We start from the raw sequence: 17,613 nt of genomic DNA, 5'->3' as shown, positions 1-17,613 counted from the left end.
AAGACCCGAGGCACCACAAACTGTGGGCCTCAGGTCTTGCCTCAAAAGAGTAACAACCCTGGGTTGATATCTATTAACTTCGACCCTACTCCGCTTTACATAGTTTTGACAAGGTAGTAATTCAAGCTCAAATTTCACATTTGGGGATAGCCTGGATTGCCTGTGGACAACCGCATGCAACCTATTTCGCGCTCAGTGCGGAAGTCGTAAGGTGGCAGCTATGAGGATTGGAGTTTTAGGTGTAGGAGCTGTCGGCGGCTGGTTTGGCGGTCGCCTCGTGCAAGCGGGTTATGATGTCGTCTTTCTCGCCCGCGGCGAGACCCTGACACGTCTTCGTGAGGTGGGGCTCACGCTTATCGACGAGCACGGGGAACGCAGCATTATCCCCGTCAAAGCAGCCGACAATTGGGGTGAACTCACTGCCGATGGCGTCGACGTCGATGTTGTGATTGCGGCAACCAAGGCGCTGCCGGGCAACGATCCTTTCCCGCAAGTTCCGGCTGGTGCAGCAGTGGTGACCACCCATAACTCGGTGGAAATCCCTTATTTGGCAGCGGGGCGGTTCGGTGAGGACAAGGTGTTCCCGGGTGTTATCCGCGGTTTCTTTATCCACACTGGCCCGGCAGAAGTCACCTTCCGACCAGGACCGATGAGCCTGAACATCGGCACATTCGATGACTCCACTAATGACCTGGTCGGGGCAGTTATCGAGGCATTGCACATGGCTGGGCTCGGTGGCGAACAGCTCCCGGATATCTGGGTCGATATCTGGGCAAAAGCGATGTTCGTGGCTAACCTCGGTGCCCTAGGTGCCCTGGCTGATAGTCCGATTGGTTACTTGCGTTCGGAAATGCGCGACAGCTTGACGCGGATGTTTGAAGAAACCGAGGCAGTCGGTCGAGCCTGCGGCGTTGCGCTGCCAGAGGACATCGTGTCGCGGACCTTGGCCTTTACTGATGCTCAAGGGTACGACAACACCTCGTCGATGCAGCGCGACTACACCGCGGGACTTACCAATGAGCTCGATGCCCAGATTGGCGCAATCCGCCGGATGGGGCAGAAGGCGAAAGTGGAAACGCCGACGCTGGATCTGGTGTATGGCGCTCTGGTTGGGCGTCAACACAAGCATAAGAATTAAGAGCTGCGGTGCTCAGCTAAGTCAAACCGGAATTGGGGGATTGGAAAGACTGATGAAAATTGGATCGGACTACACGGAAAACAATGGGCTCATCATCGGTGAGGATGGATTGGCTCGACCGGCATGGGCTGCTCACAGTGAGCTGCTGAGAGAGTACTACGACACCGAGTGGGGGATGCCGGTGCGCGATGAGCAAGGACTATTCGAACGGCTCAGCCTGGAGGTATTTCAGGCGGGGTTGTCGTGGGAGACAGTGCTGAAGAAGCGGCCCGCGTTTCAGGAAGCCTTCGCGAACTTCGACCCCGATGCGGTTGCTGATTTCGATGACGAAGATGTCGAAAGATTGATGAATGATGAACGAATCATTCGGAATCACAGGAAGATTACCGCGGTAATCAATAACGCCGCGGCGACGATTGCTCTGCGTGAAAACGGCGGCTTAGCCGAGTTGATGTGGTCGTTTAAACCGGAGAAGTCTCCCGAGCCACGTTCAATCGAAGAGGTGCCCAGCTACTCCGAGGAGTCCAAGGCGCTTGCCAAGGCATTGAAGAAAGCTGGTTTTAAGTTCGTAGGCCCCACCACGGTCTTTGCATCAATGGCTGCCGTGGGGATTGTCGATATCAACATTGTTGGCGCACATCGGCGCGGTGCCTCTGGCGTTTTTGGCTAGGGGAAAGGGGGATTTAACTAGCTAGGGGGAAAGAAAAAGAGCGTGCCACCCGGCACGCTCAAAATCTTTCGGTTCGTGTAGAACTACTTGTTCTCGTAGGAGTCGGAGTAGTTCTGGCCGTCCTCAGAGGTCCACTTCATGGTGTCCTTAGTGAACGGCTGCTCCCAGCCGTTTTCAATCTCCGACTCCGGTGCGGTCGGCAGACCAATCTCGTTTTCCAGTGCACCGTTGGCAACCCAGGTCTCGCGAATCTTACCGATCAGCGGCTGTGCACCGTTGGTCTCCGGGGACTCAACGAAGGTGACGTTCTCGTATTCAGCGGCAACTGCGTCGCCGACCTTCTTAGCGGACTTGAACTCGCCAGCCTCAGCATCGTACGGGGAGGTGAAGGAAGAAGCTGCCTCGGTGATGGACTCAGGCAGGTCAGCCTCTGCCACATCCTCGCCAGCAGCGTCGCCCAGACCCAGACCGTTCATAGCCTCGCCGGCCTTGTCCTTAGCGCCATCAGCAGCCTCGCCAGCCTTGTCCTTAGCGCCATCAGCTGCGTCGCCGGCCTTGTCCTTAGCGCCGTCCATAGCGTCGCCAGCCTTATCAGTGGCGTCGGTTGCTACCTGGCCAGCCTGATCCTTGGCGTTGTTAGCAGCATCCTTTGCATCATCGGAAGAACATGCAGCCAGGCCGCCGAGTAGGGCGGCGGAGCCAACGATTGCGGTAGCGATACGGGTCATCTTCTTGTTCTGCATTTCAAAACCACTTTCTTGAGAGCTAACTAAGTTACCTATTCAATTATTGGCATCTTCCACTATTTGTCCGAATTAAATTCAAAGAGAAATTGACAATTCTTTTGAATATCGGACATTCGAAGATGGTGTGGCTTCAAAGCCGTACAGAAAGAACACTAGGTAATTCTGGGGCCTGTGCAAGTCAAATGGCGCGAGTCTGTGCACTCTATGCTCTATTTGTTACCGAATTTGCGTGATTGCGAAATTGGAATAGTGCTGGTGAGGGCGTTGCGAGTAACGGAAAGGTATCAATCTTATTAAGCTTGACGTTTATTGCTTATTTTCTTTCTCTGCGTGGTTGGAGCCGCGGGCATCGTCGTCAAGCGTGTACTCGCCATCTGGCAGGACGAACCAGGCTAAGAGGTAAAGAGCTAGGAATCCAGCGCCAATCTTCCAGCCAATCATCGATCCAACGCAGGGAAGGATGATGTAGACCATTCGTGTGAAAGTGATATCCCAGCCTTGGCTTTCCGCGATTCCTGCGAGGACGCCACCGAGGAGGCGGTCATTACGCGAGCGGTAAGTTTTCTTGGTGGACTTTTCGGGAGCGGCGTCGCTCATCAGATAAAAACTCCAAGGTATGGCTATTTAGGCATTTTTCGGTCGACCGCGCTTATACGTAAGTTTCCTTCGGCATGATAATCCATGCTGCGAGGTAGAGAAGAAACTGCGGACCAGGCATCAGGAAAGACGCGACAAATATAACGCGCAGCAAAGTCGCATCCCAGTTGAAATACTCAGCGAACCCACCGAGCACACCGGCAACCATTTTGTTATTGGTGGAACGGGTCAGTGACTTGTTGTTCATAACAATCAAGGGTAGCCCCAATCCGTTTAGTTCGCAGTGGTGCTAGCTCTACTAAATGTGCCGACTAAAAACAGCGTGTCCCAGCTAAAAACACCGCTACCCCAATACGGTTAGGTGGGGTAGCGGTGTGGGCGTCGTTAAGCGAGCTTTACGGGGCGAATGCTAGCAGTCGTAGTAGAGCTCGAACTCCTGCGTCGTCGGGCGCAGACGTGCCGGCATAATCTCCTGATCGAACTTGTAGCGGATATGCGCGTCGATGAGATCCTGTGTGAAGACATCGCCGGCGAGCAGGAACTCGTGGTCCTCCTCCAGCGCCTTCAGCGCACCCTCCAGCGAATGCGGGACGGTAGGGACGTCCTTGAGTTCCTCTGGTGGCAGCTCGTAGAGATCCTTGTCAATCGGCTTGCCAGGCTCGATACGGTTCTTGATGCCGTCGAGACCAGCCATCATTGCGGCGGTGAAAGCCAAGTACGGGTTGCCCGACGGGTCCGGAGCGCGGAACTCGATGCGCTTGGCCTTCGGGTTTGCGCCGGTAATCGGGATTCGGATGGCGGCCGAGCGGTTCTCCTGGCTGTAGACCAAGTTGACGGGAGCCTCGAATCCCGGAACCAGGCGGTGGTAGCTGTTCATCGTCGGGTTGGTGAAAGCCAGGACTGCACCGGCGTGCTTCAGGATGCCGCCAATGTAGTAGCGCGCCATGTCGGACAGGCCACCGTAGCCGTTCTCATCGTGGAATAGTGGCTTGCCATCCTTCCACAGTGACTGGTGGATGTGCATACCAGAGCCGCCATCGCCGGCCAACGGCTTCGGCATGAAGGTAGCGGACTTCTGGTTGAACTTGGCGGTGTTCTTCACCACGTACTTGAAAGTCTGCATGTCATCGGCGGCGTGCAGCAGAGTATTGAAACGATAGTTAATCTCCTGCTGACCGCCCGAACCCATCTCGTGGTGGGAGCGCTCAACATGGAAGCCAACATCCTGCAGGTGCTCGCCGATTTCGTCACGAAGATCCTGCATGTGGTCATACGGAGCAGTAGGGAAGTAGCCGCCTTTGGTGCGCACCTTGTGGCCGAGGTTGCGCGATCCGTCCGGGTTTACCTTCACCCCGGAGTTCCACCAGCCCTCAACCGAATCCACCTCGTGGAATGACTTGTTTGAACTGGAGTCGTAGCGGACGGAGTCGAAGATGTAGAACTCTGCCTCAGCGCCAAAATTACAGGTATCGGCGAAGCCCAGTTCGTTCAGGTAGTTCTCGGCCTTACGGGCAATATTGCGCGGGTCGCGACTAAACGGCTCGCGGGTGTGCGGGTCATGGACGAAGAACTTCATGTTCAGCGTCTTCGACTTACGGAACGGGTCGATGAAAGCCGTGTCCAGGTCTGGCAGCAGCATCATGTCGGAATTATCCACCGAGGTGTAACCCGCAATGGATGAACCGTCGAAGGCGAGGCCTTCGTAGGCTGAGTCCTCATCAAACTCGGATACCGGAACGGTTAGGTGCTGTTCGATGCCGGGAACGTCGGTGAACTGGACGTCTACCCAGCGAATGTCATTGTCCCGGATGTATCGTTGGATTCCTTCCGGAGTTGTCTGGTCACTGCTGGGTTTGAACTTACCCATTGGTAAAACTCGCCTACTTCGCGTCTAGCTTGTTGAGCTTACTAATCGTGGTGTTGAAATTACTGGTCACTACTACTTCAGCAGCGGAACATCCCACAGGTTCAGCTTGGTGCCGATGCCCTTTGCCAGGGCGTTGTCGTAGACATCGGTGGCCCAGGCGACGTCCTCGACTGGCATGCCTCCGATGGAGTAGCAGAAGATTTCTTCGTCGTTCTGGCGACCCGGAGCCTTACCGGAAGCGATATCACCAATGTTGACAAGCTTCTCGGCGGGAAGGGTGCCCTCTTCCTTCATGTCCCACCAGCGGTTACCCGGAATACCGAGCAAGCGCTCATAGGTCACGTCTGGGCCGTTCTCGTTGAACCACTCTTCGTACAGGCCGGTGTAGTCAACGACGAGGTTGCAGTCGTCGGAACGCACGAAGTCGTCGTCGAGGCGTGCAGCGGCCGGCATGAGCAGCAGCGCGCCGGGCTTCAGATACTCCTTCTTGAAGTACGGGAAACCGGCCGGACCATCGGAGGAAGTCGAGGTGCCGGCGATGAGGATGTCGGAGTCGCGGATGGCCTCTTCTTCGGTCTCGACGATACGGACCTCTTCCAGCTGCGGGAACTCGTTCTTAATCCAATCGACAGCCTTCTGAGTCGAGGCCTGGGAGCGGCCCTTGACCTTGACCTTCTTAATGCCCGGACGCTGCGACATGGCAGAGCCGAGAATGGTGCGGCTCATAACACCCGGGCCAATGATGCCAACGACCTCGGCGTCTTCGACGGCAAGGTGCTTGACGCCGACACCCGGAACAGCGCCAGTGCGGTATGCCGACAGGAGGTTTGCCGACATGACAGCCTTCGGGGCACCCGTAATTGCATCGTTGAGAATGAACAGGTGGATCGAACGTGGCAGGTCGTTCTGGCGGTTATCGGCATTGGAGCCGTACCACTTCACACCTGCGCCGTTGAAGCGACCACCGAGGTAAGCGGGCATTGCCATGAAACGACGGTCAGGGCCATTTGCCGGCATACCCTCATGGATTGGGTTATCCGGGAAGTTGATCTGGGCACCGTGGGAGTTAGCGGAAGCACCGGCCATGCGGTAGTCGCCGTCAGCCAGCAGAATCAGGGTTTCTTCCATGGTCTCAACACACTTGGCGAAATCCGTGACACCAGCTTCAACCATGTCCGGTTCGCTGAGGTAGAGAAAATCAATGCGAGTTGAGTTTTCTGGGTTGGCAGCGTTTTCGTTAGTCAAGAATGCTCAAATCCTTCTTAATGTTCATCGGCCACCCTATGCGGCGGCTCTGCTTAAGAAATTCCAGATGCATGCTCTCCAGAATCAATCAAATCGCCTCGGCGTGGGCTCTCGAGTCGCCATTTCCGAGGGGTATGGCGTACCACCATACGGAAAAACCACAGCGTAGGGGCGTTTACGCAGTTTTCAGCACGACATTCCCGCTTTACGACGGTCACAGCGACAGAGCCCAATTTCCGTCAATAAGTTGCCCGTAATAACTACTTCGACATGCACAATTGATACTTTTTGAGAACGATTACAGATGAGTGAATTATCCTCCCACGCATCAATGTTTATGAACTTTGTCACATGTCATTAAGTTGCGACACATTTCTGGTTCAACGGGCGTGATTGCCTGGCGTCCTACCTTCGCAGCATGCCCCATCCGCTCTTGGTGTCCGCCCCCTTGCGGTGTCCCTCGCATCCGTCCCTCGTGTTGTCCCTAGCGCCCCTCGCACTTATGGCCAGTTTTCTGGCACTATCGATGATTTTCCTTCACTTATCGACGATTTTTCGTCACTTATCGACGGCTGTCCGGCACTTATGCGCACGGTATCCTCCCCACCCTGTCACTTGTCGATGCGCTGTTCACTTATGGCCACGCTATAGCGCATCGACAAGTGAATATTGCATCGATAAGACTGGGGCCGAGAGCGTGCAACTCTACTCGTGCAGGAGTCGCGGCCCTTTTGTGGTGGTGTATGGCCCTGTTCAGGGGAGGGGCCCGGAACTGCGCACAAATTCGTGCTCACATACGCGCGTATGCGGGCCCAGGCGCCCGCAGCCAGCATGACCGCAACGAAAAACCGCCTGGCCACATTAACTGTGGTCAGGCGGCATCTAACAAGCTCGTTGGGCGGCCATGAGGAGCAATGGAGGCTGCTCGCTGTGGCCGTCGTGAAGCGAAAACTTTAGCAGTCGTAGTACATTTCGTATTCCTGCGGAGTCGGGCGCAGGCGAACCGGTTCGATCTCGTTTTCGTACTTGTAGTCGATGTAGGTCTGGATGAGGTCCTCGGTGAAGACATCGCCCTCGAGCAGGAACTCGTGGTCATTGCGCAGGGCCTCGAGTGCGGCCTCGAGAGAGGTCGGAGCCTGCGGGATGTCGGCAGCTTCCTCCGGCGGGAGCTCGTAGAGATCCTTGTCGACCGGAGCGTGCGGCTCGATGCGGTTCTTCACGCCGTCCAGTCCGGCCATCATCATGGCAGCGAAGCCAAGGTACGGGTTGCCCGACGGGTCCGGGGCGCGGAACTCGATGCGCTTTGCCTTCGGGTTGGAGCCGGTGATCGGAATGCGAACAGCGGCAGAGCGATTGCGCTGCGAGTAGACCAGGTTGATCGGAGCCTCGAAGCCCTTGACCAGGCGGTGGTAGGAGTTCAGGGTCGGGTTGGTGAAGGCCAGTACCGCACCTGCGTGGTGCAGGATGCCGCCGATGTACCAGCGAGCGATGTCCGACAGGCCTGCATAACCGGCCTCATCGTGGAACAGTGGCTTGCCGTCCTTCCACAGCGACTGGTGAGCGTGCATGCCCGAGCCGTTGTCGCCAGCCAGCGGCTTCGGCATAAAGGTGACGGACTTGCCCTCTTCCCAGGCGGTGTTCTTGATGATGTACTTGAAGGTTTGCAGGTCGTCTGCAGCGTGCAACATCGTGTTGAACTTGTAGTTGATCTCCTGCTGGCCACCAGTGCCGACCTCGTGGTGGGCGCGCTCCAGGTCGAAGCCGGCGTCAGCGAGCTTCAGGCACATCTTGTCGCGCAGGTCCTGGTAGTGGTCGTACGGAGCGGTAGGGAAGTAGCCGCCCTTTAGACGGGTCTTGTAACCCAGGTTTGCAGAGCCGTCCGGGTTCTGGTCCTTGCCGCGGTTCCACCAGCCTTCGATGGAATCAACTTCGTAGAAGCCGCGGTTGGTGTCGGTCTCGAACTTGACGTTGTCGAAGATGTAAAACTCCGCCTCAGCGCCGAAGAAGCAGGTGTCGGCGATGCCGGTAGAGATGAGGTATTCCTCCGCCTTCTTCGCGACGTTACGCGGGTCGCGGGAGAACGGCTCGAGGGTAAACGGATCGTGGACGAAGAACTTGACGTTCAGGGTCTTTGCCTTGCGGAACGGGTCAATGCGCGCGGTGCTCAGGTCGGGCAGCAGTGCCATGTCGGACTCGTCGATGGAAGTGAAACCACGAATCGAGGAACCGTCGAATGCCAGGCCTTCGGCCATCGCGTCCTCGTCAAATGCGGATGCCGGGATGGTGAAGTGCTGCTCGATGCCGGGAACATCCGTGAAGCGGACGTCGACGAACTCGACGCCCTCTTCCTTGATATACGCGACTACTTCCTCGGGAGTTTTGAAGGACATGTGCGGTCTCCTTAGTTGGCCTTGTTTAGTACGCAGTAGGGAATTCTTGCACGATGTTTCGTGCACCTGCCGCGCTGTCAAGGACTGGCCGGTTGACGCCTTCAAGCTTAACGAACCACGCATTCATTCTGGAATTAGAACCACGAATTTCTGGCATGGTGCGTGAGAAATTCGCCAATACGGAACAGGTTACGCAAATAGGGAGCAGGTTATCTATTTGTGGAAACAAGGCAATACCCTGCGCATTCATGTCACACACGCTTTACGACGCGCCTTTAGCTCCCGTGCTGATAAGAAAATGGAAAAGGCGACGCAACATCGCCCCCGGATTACCCCCGCACGCGCTGAATGGCTGTCCCAGCCCGTGATTTGATAGCCGGATTGCTGCATTAGACTATGAACACATGGAAGAAAAGCACAGTTGGCTAGATGGCCCTCAGATTCCGGGAGAGTTCGATAATCCGGACAAGCTCTCGGACTATCCCGGCCAGGCATTGGGTCTTGCCCCCGATGGCCCAGGATCGCAAGCGACGTTGATGCGTCGCGTCGGCGGCATTCTCATTGACTGGATTATTTCCTTGATGATTGCCGGCGCTTTTTCGATGTTCTTCGGCCCGAGCGAGGCGCAGATTGACCAGTTCGGGGATTCGTTTATCGCCTGGCAGTCATTCCTTGCGACCTATTCGCCAGTTGTCTTCCTCATTATTGGCACGGTGTCGGTTTGGCTGTTCGCCCGCACTCCGGGCCAGTGGATGATGAAGATGGGTGTCGCTCGCGTGGACAAGCCCGGCGAGCGAGTTGGCTTTGTTCGTGCCTTCTTCCGCAGCTTGCTTACTCTTTTCTTGCTGCCGCCAGCAATCACCGACTCGGATATGCGCGGCATGCACGACCGTGCCACTGGCACGGCCGTCATTTTGGGTTAGCGCTATAGCACCAACACGACCAGGACCTGGGCGAGAATAATCTTCATGATCATGGCCATTGGATACACCGTTGTGTATCCCATTGCCGGCAACTCGTTCTTGGCCTGGTCGTTGACGTATGAGAGCACTGCCGGGTGAGTCTGCAAGCCCGAGAGGATACCCGCAGTTTGGCCGAATGGAATCTTCAGCACACGGTGACCGACAATGAGGGTCAACAGTGCGGAGCTAAACGCGATGATGGCGGCAAGACCCAGAACTGTCAGTGATGCCGGGTCAGACAACGCAGCCTGGAATCCCTTACCGGCAGTGGTGCCGATACCTGCCAGGAACAGTGCTAGACCCATGGTGCGGAACGCCAGGTTGGCCGAGTAGGGGATAGGCCAGACCAACGGGCCAGTGCGACCGACAGCACCCAGAATCAGCGCCACAACCAGTGGACCACCAGCGGATCCCAGGGCGAGCGAGCTGCCGCCCGGAAGCGGAATCTTGATGAGACCCACCAAGACACCCAGCGTAAGCCCAAGGGTGAGGGGCAAGAGGTTGACGTCGGAAAGCTTCTTGTAGGAGTCGCCGAAGAACTTTGTTGCGTCCTTGATTTTCTCTGGCGGTGCAACTACGCGGACGCGATCACCAAGCTCTAGGCGCATGTTTGGCTCTGCGACGATGTCGTGGTCGCCGCGGCGAATACGCGTAATGATTATGCCGTCCATGCGAGTCTGAAGTTCCGCAATGGGTACACCGACCACGTCAGATGCAGAGACGAAGATGCGACGGAAGTCCAGGCGACCGTCGTGTGTCGGATCACCCGGCATAAGCTCGCCAATGTACTCGGCGGCACGAGCAATTTCTTCCTCTGTACCGACGACGGAAATAATATCGCCGACGGAGACAGTGTCACCCGGAGACGGAATGTAGAGGTGGCCCTTGTACTCAATGCGCGAAACCGTAATGTCCAAACCGAACTTCGACGGAAGGTCAGTGATGGAAGGCAGGTCGTCCTTGAGAATCTTGATGTCCCGAGTATGTAGCGGAAGCGCGGCGACACCTGCGTCAATAGCTTCCTGGTCGTGATCGACGCGGAAGACCTTCGACATAATACCGATAGAGGCAATCACTGCCAGCACGCCGATTGGGTAGGCCAGGGAGTAACCAATCACCGGCATATCGTGGGCAGCGGCCAGCTCGCCCTTATCCGAAATGAGGCTAGGAAGAGCATCGACGATTGCGGCCATAGCCGGGGTGTTGGTCAGGGCGCCTGTGAAGGCGCCTGCGCCCTCCACCGGGTCGATAGGCAAAAACTTGATCAGCAAGAAAGACTCGATAGTGACAACTGCGAGCACACCAATGCCGAACAGGTTGTGCTTGATACCGCGCGAGCGTAACGAGCTGAAGAACTCGGGGCCCGCCTCCAACCCGATGGTGTAGACGAATAATGCCAGGCCCACGATGTAAATCAACGGGGAGATTTGAATTTCCGGCTCAATAGTCGCGAGGATAAGGCCGACGAAGAGGACGGCAGCCACGCCAAGCTTGAAGCCGAAGATCTTGATCTGGCCAATTGCCAGGCCAAGAAACAAAATCACTAGAAGCGCTAAGAGTTCATTTTCAGCCAAGAGTTGCACATATCCCATGGTGGCACAACTAGCAGTAATCTTCATTAAGCATTGTTTCCAGCAAGGATACGACCTTTGCTGACAGCGTGATAAGTGAGAGCAATCACTTCAACAAGACATCAATAACTGTGTGTGAAGACATGGCTTTAGGCATCGTTTTAAAGCTTTAAAGCACAAAAAAAGGGGGCCCGAAAGCCCCTTTTTTCTGCTTCAACCTAGATTGCCCCTCGGCGGGTTGCCCGAGCAACCGACCCTGGTGAAACCTAGCTAAAACCTCTAGTGCTTCTTGCCGCGATTGGCGGCACGGCGCGCACGACGGTTCATGCCGGCCTGTGGGTTAGCGCCCTTCGGCATTGGACCCTTGGGCATGTTCGCGCGCGCATCGCGAATACGGTCCATCGACTGGATGCGCTCATTCAGAGCGTTGGCCTGATCCTTATTCAGGTTGCGCGGCAAACGCATGAGTTCGCGCTGCAGCTTCTTCGGCGGGACCTGGCCCTCGTCGCTACCAGCAATCATGTCGTAAATCGGCGCTTCGCCCGCAATGCGTGCCAGCGACTTCTTCTCACGAGCAATCATCTGCTTGACGCGGTTCGGATCACCTTCACCGACCAGCACAACACCGGCGTTACCAATAACACGGTGAACAGCATCCATGTGCTGATTAGCGACAACACCGGTCTTGACGTGCCAGACATAGCCAACGCCCTGACGCATATTGTCCAGCGTCCACGCTGCAGCGCCGGCCTGGCCTTCCGCCTCTGTGTAGAAGGAGGCCTCAAGACGCTTAGAGAAGATGTACATCGCGACCATAAAGCCGATCGAAATACCAATAATCGTCAGAATCCAGGGCCAGACTCCACCAATGAGCAGACCAATCAGTAACAGCAGGATGATCGGACCGAAGAAGCCCAGTGCCATGTAAGGCACGAGCTTGTTGTCCCGCGAGCGCTGCAGCTTAAACGCCTGCCACATCTGGCTACGAGTCTGCTTACGCTGAGCGCGCTTGGCGGCGCGGTTCGCCTTCTTCATTTCTTTCGCATCATTGGTCGCCATAATCACCAACTTTAGGGCATGCGATGTAGTTTTAGGCAATAGACCGCGCCGTAGCGCCGTTTCGCTTTACGACGGCGCTGTGGCCGTCAGCCTCTAGGAAGCCGGAATAGCCGAAGTGACTGGCGTATCCTCCGATGCGCCATAGCGGTCAAGCAGAGTCGAGGCTTCCTGAAGCGCGAGGTTGTTGTCGTTGTCGTCGGCAAGCGCGGACAGATGCGCAGGCAGCTCCTGACCGCGGTGCGCCAGTGCGCGGGCGTAGAGCCGTCCAGCGCGGTAGGAAGAGCGGACCAGCGGGCCGGACATGACGCCGGCAAAGCCCATCTCTTCAGCGGTCTTGGAGAGCTTGACGAACTCCTCCGGCTTAACCCAACGTTCAATTGGATGGTGCAGTGGAGTGGGGCGGAGGTACTGAGTGATTGTCAGAATATCGCAGCCGGCATCGTGCAAATCTTGCATAGCGGAGATGATCTCGTCGTAGGATTCGCCCATGCCCAGGATGAGGTTGGACTTGGTAACTAGCCCAGCTTCGCGAGCGCGAGTGATGAGTTCCAAGGAACGCTCGTAGCGGAATGCGGGGCGGATGCGCTTGAAGATACGCGGCACCGTTTCCACGTTGTGGGCGAAAACCTCGGGCTTGGCGTCGAATACCTGCTGTGCTGCAGATTCGTCGCCACGGAAGTCATCGACAAGGAGCTCGACTCCGGTATTCGGGTTGAGTTCGTGGATCTGGCGGCAGGTCTCAGCGTAGAGCCAGGATGCACCGTCGGGCAGATCGTCGCGGGCGACACCGGTGATAGTGGCGTAACGAAGACCCATCTCGCGGACGGATTCCGCAACACGACGCGGCTCATCCTTATCCAATGGGTCGGGCTTGGCTGAGTTAATCTGGCAGAAGTCGCAGCGGCGGGTGCACTTATCGCCGCCGATGAGGAAGGTGGCCTCGCGGTCTTCCCAACATTCGTGAATGTTCGGGCAGCCAGCCTCCTGACAGACCGTGTGCAAAGAGGCACCCGAGACACGGTTTTTCATGTCCTTGTAGCTGGGGCCCGGACGAACCTGGTTGCGAATCCACCGGGGCTTGTTCTCGATAGGGGTCTCGGCATTTCGTGCCTCGACGCGCAGTAACTTACGTCCTTCTGGCTTAACAGTCACAGTTTCATCCTACTCTTTTGTTGATGAGTACTCGAATATGCCGGTGGTGGAGTTGTGCTTCACCCGGTGTGGCAGGTCCTTCGTGGGGTCGGGCGCGGAGCCGAAGGAATGGTCGGCAACGGTCAAACGGCCTTCCAAAGCATCTTGCAAATCTGCCAGAAGCGGCTCTGTCATCTCTGACACGCTAACATTTCGGTCAAGCTCCCGGGATAGGGTGGTCACTCCAGCATCGGAGATGCCACACGGGATGATGTAGTTGTAGAACTCCATAGAGTTGTCGCAGTTCAGACTGAGTCCGTGCATGGTTACACCATGGGTCACGCGGATTCCCAGTGCCGCAATCTTTCGGTCGCTCAGTCCGTTTGATGCGGGAACCCATACCCCCGAGCGGCCATCGATGCGGCCAGCAGCCGCGATGCCGGCTCGGCGAACGGTTTGAATGAGGGCTTCTTCCAGTCTGCGGACGTAGTCCACCACATCGACCGGCTGAGCGAGCTTGATGATGGGATACATCACAAGCTGGCCCGGGCCGTGCCAGGTGATGCGGCCACCGCGGTCGACATCGACGACCGGCAACCCATTGGTAGGACGGTCCTCCGGCTGGGTGCGCTTTCCTGCTGTGTAAAGACTCGGGTGCTCAAGCACGAGAACCTGATCTGGAATTAGGTCTTTCGCACGCTTGGCAGCAAGGTCTGCCTGTAGGTGCCAGGTCTCTTCGTAGTCGACAAGGCCGAGATGTTGAATCTCGATGTCGGAGCTTGATTCCCGAATGGATTTATCTGCGCGAGTAAAAGGTTTTCTTGGGGCAGTCATGGTGGCCTATAGGATACGCCGAAATTCTGTAGGCCTCAGATTACTTGTTACTTGGATAGCGCCAAACTTACTTGGATAGCGCCAGACGTAAAAATACCCCGGTGGTCACTAGAAAGTGACCACCGGGGTAAAAGTGGCGTGCTTTTGTGGGCTTAGCCGAAGACGACGCGGAGGATGGAAACGGTGATTGCCGAGATACCTGCAGCGGCCGGAAGGGTAATAACCCAGGCCAAACCAATCGGCTTCATCAGGTTCCAGTTAGCGGCACGGTTAACGATACCGACACCGAGAACGGCACCAATCAGAATGTGGGTGGAGGAAACCGGCAGACCCAGCAGGGAAGCAATCATAACGACCACAGCAGCGGAAAGCTCTGCGGCAAAACCCGATGCTGGGTGGATCTCAGTCAGGCCGGATCCGACGGTCTTGATAACGAAGCGGCCGATAAACCACAGACCGGAGATGAGAGCGACACCCATGGTGGTCATGACTGCCAGCGGGACGCCGGACTCGGAAGAGATCTCGTTGGTACGGAGAACATCCAGAATTGCCACGAACGGGCCAAGCGCGTTAGCGATGTCGTTCGAGCCGTGGGAGAAAGCGAACGCAGCAGCGGTGAAGACCTGCATCCAGCTGAACAGCAGGAAGGTGGAACGATCCAAATCCTGACGCTTCAAAGTACGCGCGAAGATGTAAACGGCAAGCCACACTGCGGTGGCGATCATGCCCATAATCAGGAAGTTGTCCAGGCTGGAAAGCCCTAGGTGAAGGTTCTTCAGACCCTTGAACAGCATCATCGCGGAGATGACAATAGAGCCCAGGGCTGCTAGACCCGGAACCCAAGCTTCCAGCGCACGGTGAGCGCGGACATCATCAACCTTGGATTCGATGTGGACGAGCTTGCGGAAGTACTCAGACTCCAGGTCATCCGGAGTCCAGTCGTTGTCACGCATCGTCGTCGCGTCGCGAAGCATCGCGTTGGTGTACGAGATCTGATCGTGCTCAGGGAGCTTTTCGAAGTCGTCGCGGTGCTGCGCCTTGAGGTCCGCCTTTTCCTGGTGGATGGCCTGCAGCTGCTTGGAAGCCTTGTCGTTGTAGACGAGAATCGAGTTCTTAATGCCGCCGAACAGGAGGAACGCGACCAAACCGCCGAGGAGCGGAGAGAGGACCCAAGAAACGGCGATCTGACCGATCTGATCCCACTGGACCATGCTCCAGCCACCCTTGCCGGTGATAAAACCGACCGTCAGTGCGGCACCGACGATACCGCCGACGATGGAGTGGGTAGTGGAAACTGGCCAACCCATGCGGGTGGCAACGAGGAGCCACACTGCCGCGCCGAGAAGCGCGGACATCATGATGAAGGCGAACTCCATCGGGTCCAAACCGTGGATTGCGTTCAGGTCCACAATGCCGGAACGGACGGTGTCAGTAACCTCGCCACCAGCGAGGACGGCGCCCGAAACCTCAAAGACTGAAGCGACAACAAGCGCCTGCTTCATGCTCAGGGTGCCGGCACCGACTGAAGTACCGAAGGAGTTAGCAACGTCGTTACCGCCGATGTTGAACGCCATGAAGACGGCGAACGCGATGGTAATCAGAAGGATTGCCGTATTTGCCTGCGGGCCCACAAAGTCATAAGCCCAGAAGACAAAAATTACGATGTTGATTGCGAGAAGCCCGCCGAAGAAGAGGTGCCACCACTTATCTGAGGAGCTCGATTGCTCAGATGATGTGGTCCCGGTCGACGAACTAGTATTCGCTGGAGCCGAGGACATGCTCCACCTTTCTAAGTTACGTACAGAGAGCAAAAATAGGCACGCCAAAGAAGCCTGCTGTCTAATGATTTCTTAGATTGGTAAAGGCTAATTGCTAACTAGGTGACGGCGAGGTTAACAAATAATGAATTTAATTATCGCTATCTTCAGCTCTCGTCGGTGTAGCTGAAAGCGATAGCCGGAACTGTGTGCGGGGGTGTGTGGTGTTCTCGCATTTCGGCAGGACAAAAAGTATGCGCATTTGCTACTTGCAGCTTTGCTTTCGGTTCGACCCTCCCGCTGTCTGCTAATGGCTTAACGGCGCAATAACAGCACGTTAATTCTTTGTGCCGATGGAGCCTTTGCTAGCTATGTGTGGCTACGTGAAATCTGAGCACTAGCCAAGAATAGGGGGCCTGCGCATTTGAAGGAATCGCTGATTAGGTTCAACTGCGGGACGAATGCGGCAAAAGAAATACCCGCGTCAGCCGCAAAGTGCGACTAACGCGGGCAGGGAAGAGGCAGAACCTCCTGCTAGCAAGCCAGCTAGATTCCCGCGGCGCTACTACCCCAGGAAGGGAGCAAGCTGCTTAGAGCTGCAGATCCGATTCGAAGTTAGCAACCTCGAGGCGGTCAACAACGGTCGTCATAAAGCGACCTGCATCAGCGCCGTCGATCAGGCGGTGATCGTAGGTAATTGGCAGGAAGACCATGGCGCGAATACCAATGGCATCTGCCTCATTCTCGGTGACGACTACTGCGCGCTTCTTAATCGCGCCGGTGCCGACCATTGCGGCCTGCGGCGGAACCAGAATCGGAGTGTCGGTCAGAGCGCCCTCGGAGCCGATGTTGGTAATGGTGAAGGTGCCGCCGGACAGGTCGTTCGGGGTCAGCTTGTTGTTGCGAGCGCGGTCTGCGATGTCCGCAATAGCAGCAGCCAGCTCCGGCAGGGACATATCCTGAGCGTTGTGGATGACCGGGGAGAGCAAACCCCGCTCGGTATCGACAGCGATACCCAGGTTGACCTGCTCGTGGTAGGTAATCTCCTTGGTCTCTTCGTTCCAGGAAGCGTTGACGTTCGGGTGGCTGACCAGAGCCTCAACGATTGCCTTTGCAAAGAATGGCAGGAAGGTCAGCTTTGCGCCGTGCTTCTTCCCGAACTCAGCCTTCTTAGTAGCGCGCAAATCCCAGATGGCAGTCATATCGGCCTCGTGGACCTGGGTCAGCTGTGCGGAAGTCTGCAGAGACTCGAGGGTCTTGGCAGCGGTGATCTCGCGGATGCGGTTGACACGCTGGGTGGTGCCGCGCAGCTCAGCGAGCTCAGGGCGAACGCCCTTGGTGGACCAGTTGGAGCCGGACTCAGCAGTAGTCTCCTGGCCGCCCTCGGCAGCGCGCAGAACATCCTGCTTACGAATGCGGCCGCCGATTCCAGAGCCCTCGACCTTAGTCAGGTCAACGCCGTGCTTGTCAGCCAGCTTGCGGACCAGCGGGGTGACGTAAGGAACGTCCTTGTTAGCGGAAGGCTTGGATTCAGCCTTCGGAGCCTCAGCCTTCGGAGTCTCCTTCTTCGGCTCTTCCTTCTTTGGCTCCGGCTTGGACTCTGCCTTTGGCTCTTCCTTCTTTGGCTCCGGCTTGGATTCAGCCTT

15 protein-coding genes are annotated in these 17,613 nt (G+C 56.5%); 3 read left to right on the top strand and 12 right to left on the bottom strand.

The genetic code is table 11. The annotated features are described in order from the left end of the window. Nucleotides 1-220: 220 nt before the first annotated feature. Nucleotides 221-1,138 (top strand): 2-dehydropantoate 2-reductase, encoded by a 918-nt coding sequence (locus tag ADB02_RS02625; protein WP_049189583.1) that lies wholly within the window; start codon nucleotides 221-223, stop codon nucleotides 1,136-1,138. A 52-nt stretch (nucleotides 1,139-1,190) separates the two neighbouring features. Further along, nucleotides 1,191-1,808 carry a DNA-3-methyladenine glycosylase I gene (locus ADB02_RS02620; protein ID WP_049189582.1) on the top strand — a complete coding sequence of 206 codons (618 nt, stop codon included), beginning with the start codon at nucleotides 1,191-1,193 and terminating at the stop codon, nucleotides 1,806-1,808. 83 nt (nucleotides 1,809-1,891) lie between these two features. Here the strand turns inward: ADB02_RS02620 and ADB02_RS02615 are convergent, their stop codons facing one another. From ADB02_RS02615 to glnA (ADB02_RS02590), 6 genes are all read right to left on the bottom strand, one after another. Further along, a complete protein-coding gene (locus ADB02_RS02615; protein ID WP_049189581.1) occupies nucleotides 1,892-2,551 on the bottom strand; it encodes a hypothetical protein in 660 nt (219 codons plus the stop codon). 309 nt (nucleotides 2,552-2,860) lie between these two features. Beyond that, nucleotides 2,861-3,151 (bottom strand): PspC domain-containing protein, encoded by a 291-nt coding sequence (locus tag ADB02_RS02610; protein ID WP_049189580.1) that lies wholly within the window; start codon nucleotides 3,149-3,151, stop codon nucleotides 2,861-2,863. 52 nt (nucleotides 3,152-3,203) lie between these two features. Further along, a complete protein-coding gene (locus ADB02_RS02605; RefSeq protein WP_048732581.1) occupies nucleotides 3,204-3,398 on the bottom strand; it encodes a PspC domain-containing protein in 195 nt (64 codons plus the stop codon). 162 nt (nucleotides 3,399-3,560) lie between these two features. Further along, nucleotides 3,561-5,018 carry a type I glutamate--ammonia ligase gene (glnA, locus tag ADB02_RS02600; RefSeq protein WP_049170204.1) on the bottom strand — a complete coding sequence of 486 codons (1,458 nt, stop codon included), beginning with the start codon at nucleotides 5,016-5,018 and terminating at the stop codon, nucleotides 3,561-3,563. A 72-nt stretch (nucleotides 5,019-5,090) separates the two neighbouring features. Continuing rightward, nucleotides 5,091-6,263 carry a tyramine oxidase subunit B gene (locus ADB02_RS02595; protein ID WP_048732577.1) on the bottom strand — a complete coding sequence of 391 codons (1,173 nt, stop codon included), beginning with the start codon at nucleotides 6,261-6,263 and terminating at the stop codon, nucleotides 5,091-5,093. 953 nt (nucleotides 6,264-7,216) lie between these two features. Continuing rightward, nucleotides 7,217-8,653: a type I glutamate--ammonia ligase gene (gene glnA / locus ADB02_RS02590; protein WP_048732575.1), complete on the bottom strand. Its 1,437-nt coding sequence runs from the start codon at nucleotides 8,651-8,653 to the stop codon at nucleotides 7,217-7,219. A 404-nt stretch (nucleotides 8,654-9,057) separates the two neighbouring features. Here glnA (ADB02_RS02590) and ADB02_RS02585 point away from each other — a divergent pair, with 404 nt between their 5' ends. Then, nucleotides 9,058-9,576: an RDD family protein gene (locus ADB02_RS02585; protein ID WP_016423046.1), complete on the top strand. Its 519-nt coding sequence runs from the start codon at nucleotides 9,058-9,060 to the stop codon at nucleotides 9,574-9,576. A gap of 2 nt (nucleotides 9,577-9,578) precedes the next feature. Here ADB02_RS02585 and ADB02_RS02580 read toward each other — a convergent pair whose 3' ends face one another. The 6 genes from ADB02_RS02580 to sucB all read right to left on the bottom strand — a co-directional run. Further along, nucleotides 9,579-11,198 (bottom strand): aspartate:alanine exchanger family transporter, encoded by a 1,620-nt coding sequence (locus ADB02_RS02580; protein ID WP_172954657.1) that lies wholly within the window; start codon nucleotides 11,196-11,198, stop codon nucleotides 9,579-9,581. A 267-nt stretch (nucleotides 11,199-11,465) separates the two neighbouring features. Beyond that, the gene (locus ADB02_RS02575) at nucleotides 11,466-12,245 is read right to left on the bottom strand and encodes a DUF4191 domain-containing protein (RefSeq protein ID WP_049170211.1); all 780 of its coding nucleotides are present in this window, start codon (nucleotides 12,243-12,245) and stop codon (nucleotides 11,466-11,468) included. Between the two features lie 93 nt (nucleotides 12,246-12,338). After that, on the bottom strand, nucleotides 12,339-13,397 hold the full coding sequence (gene lipA / locus ADB02_RS02570) for a lipoyl synthase (RefSeq protein WP_049189578.1): 1,059 nt from the start codon (nucleotides 13,395-13,397) through the stop codon (nucleotides 12,339-12,341). A 9-nt stretch (nucleotides 13,398-13,406) separates the two neighbouring features. Beyond that, nucleotides 13,407-14,210 (bottom strand): lipoyl(octanoyl) transferase LipB, encoded by an 804-nt coding sequence (gene lipB, locus ADB02_RS02565; protein WP_049170215.1) that lies wholly within the window; start codon nucleotides 14,208-14,210, stop codon nucleotides 13,407-13,409. A gap of 152 nt (nucleotides 14,211-14,362) precedes the next feature. Continuing rightward, on the bottom strand, nucleotides 14,363-15,988 hold the full coding sequence (locus ADB02_RS02560) for an inorganic phosphate transporter (protein ID WP_016423042.1): 1,626 nt from the start codon (nucleotides 15,986-15,988) through the stop codon (nucleotides 14,363-14,365). Nucleotides 15,989-16,557: 569 nt separating this feature from the next. Further along, nucleotides 16,558-17,613, bottom strand: a 1,056-nt coding sequence (sucB, locus tag ADB02_RS02555; RefSeq protein ID WP_049189577.1) for a 2-oxoglutarate dehydrogenase, E2 component, dihydrolipoamide succinyltransferase, incomplete at its 5' end; no start/stop codon positions are given.

It is taken from the genome of Corynebacterium sp. 212_CJEI, from assembly GCF_001055915.1.
Classification (GTDB): domain Bacteria; phylum Actinomycetota; class Actinomycetes; order Mycobacteriales; family Mycobacteriaceae; genus Corynebacterium; species Corynebacterium jeikeium_D.
Note: the sequence above shows the minus strand (reverse complement) of the source record. Positions and strands in the feature narration are given on the sequence as shown.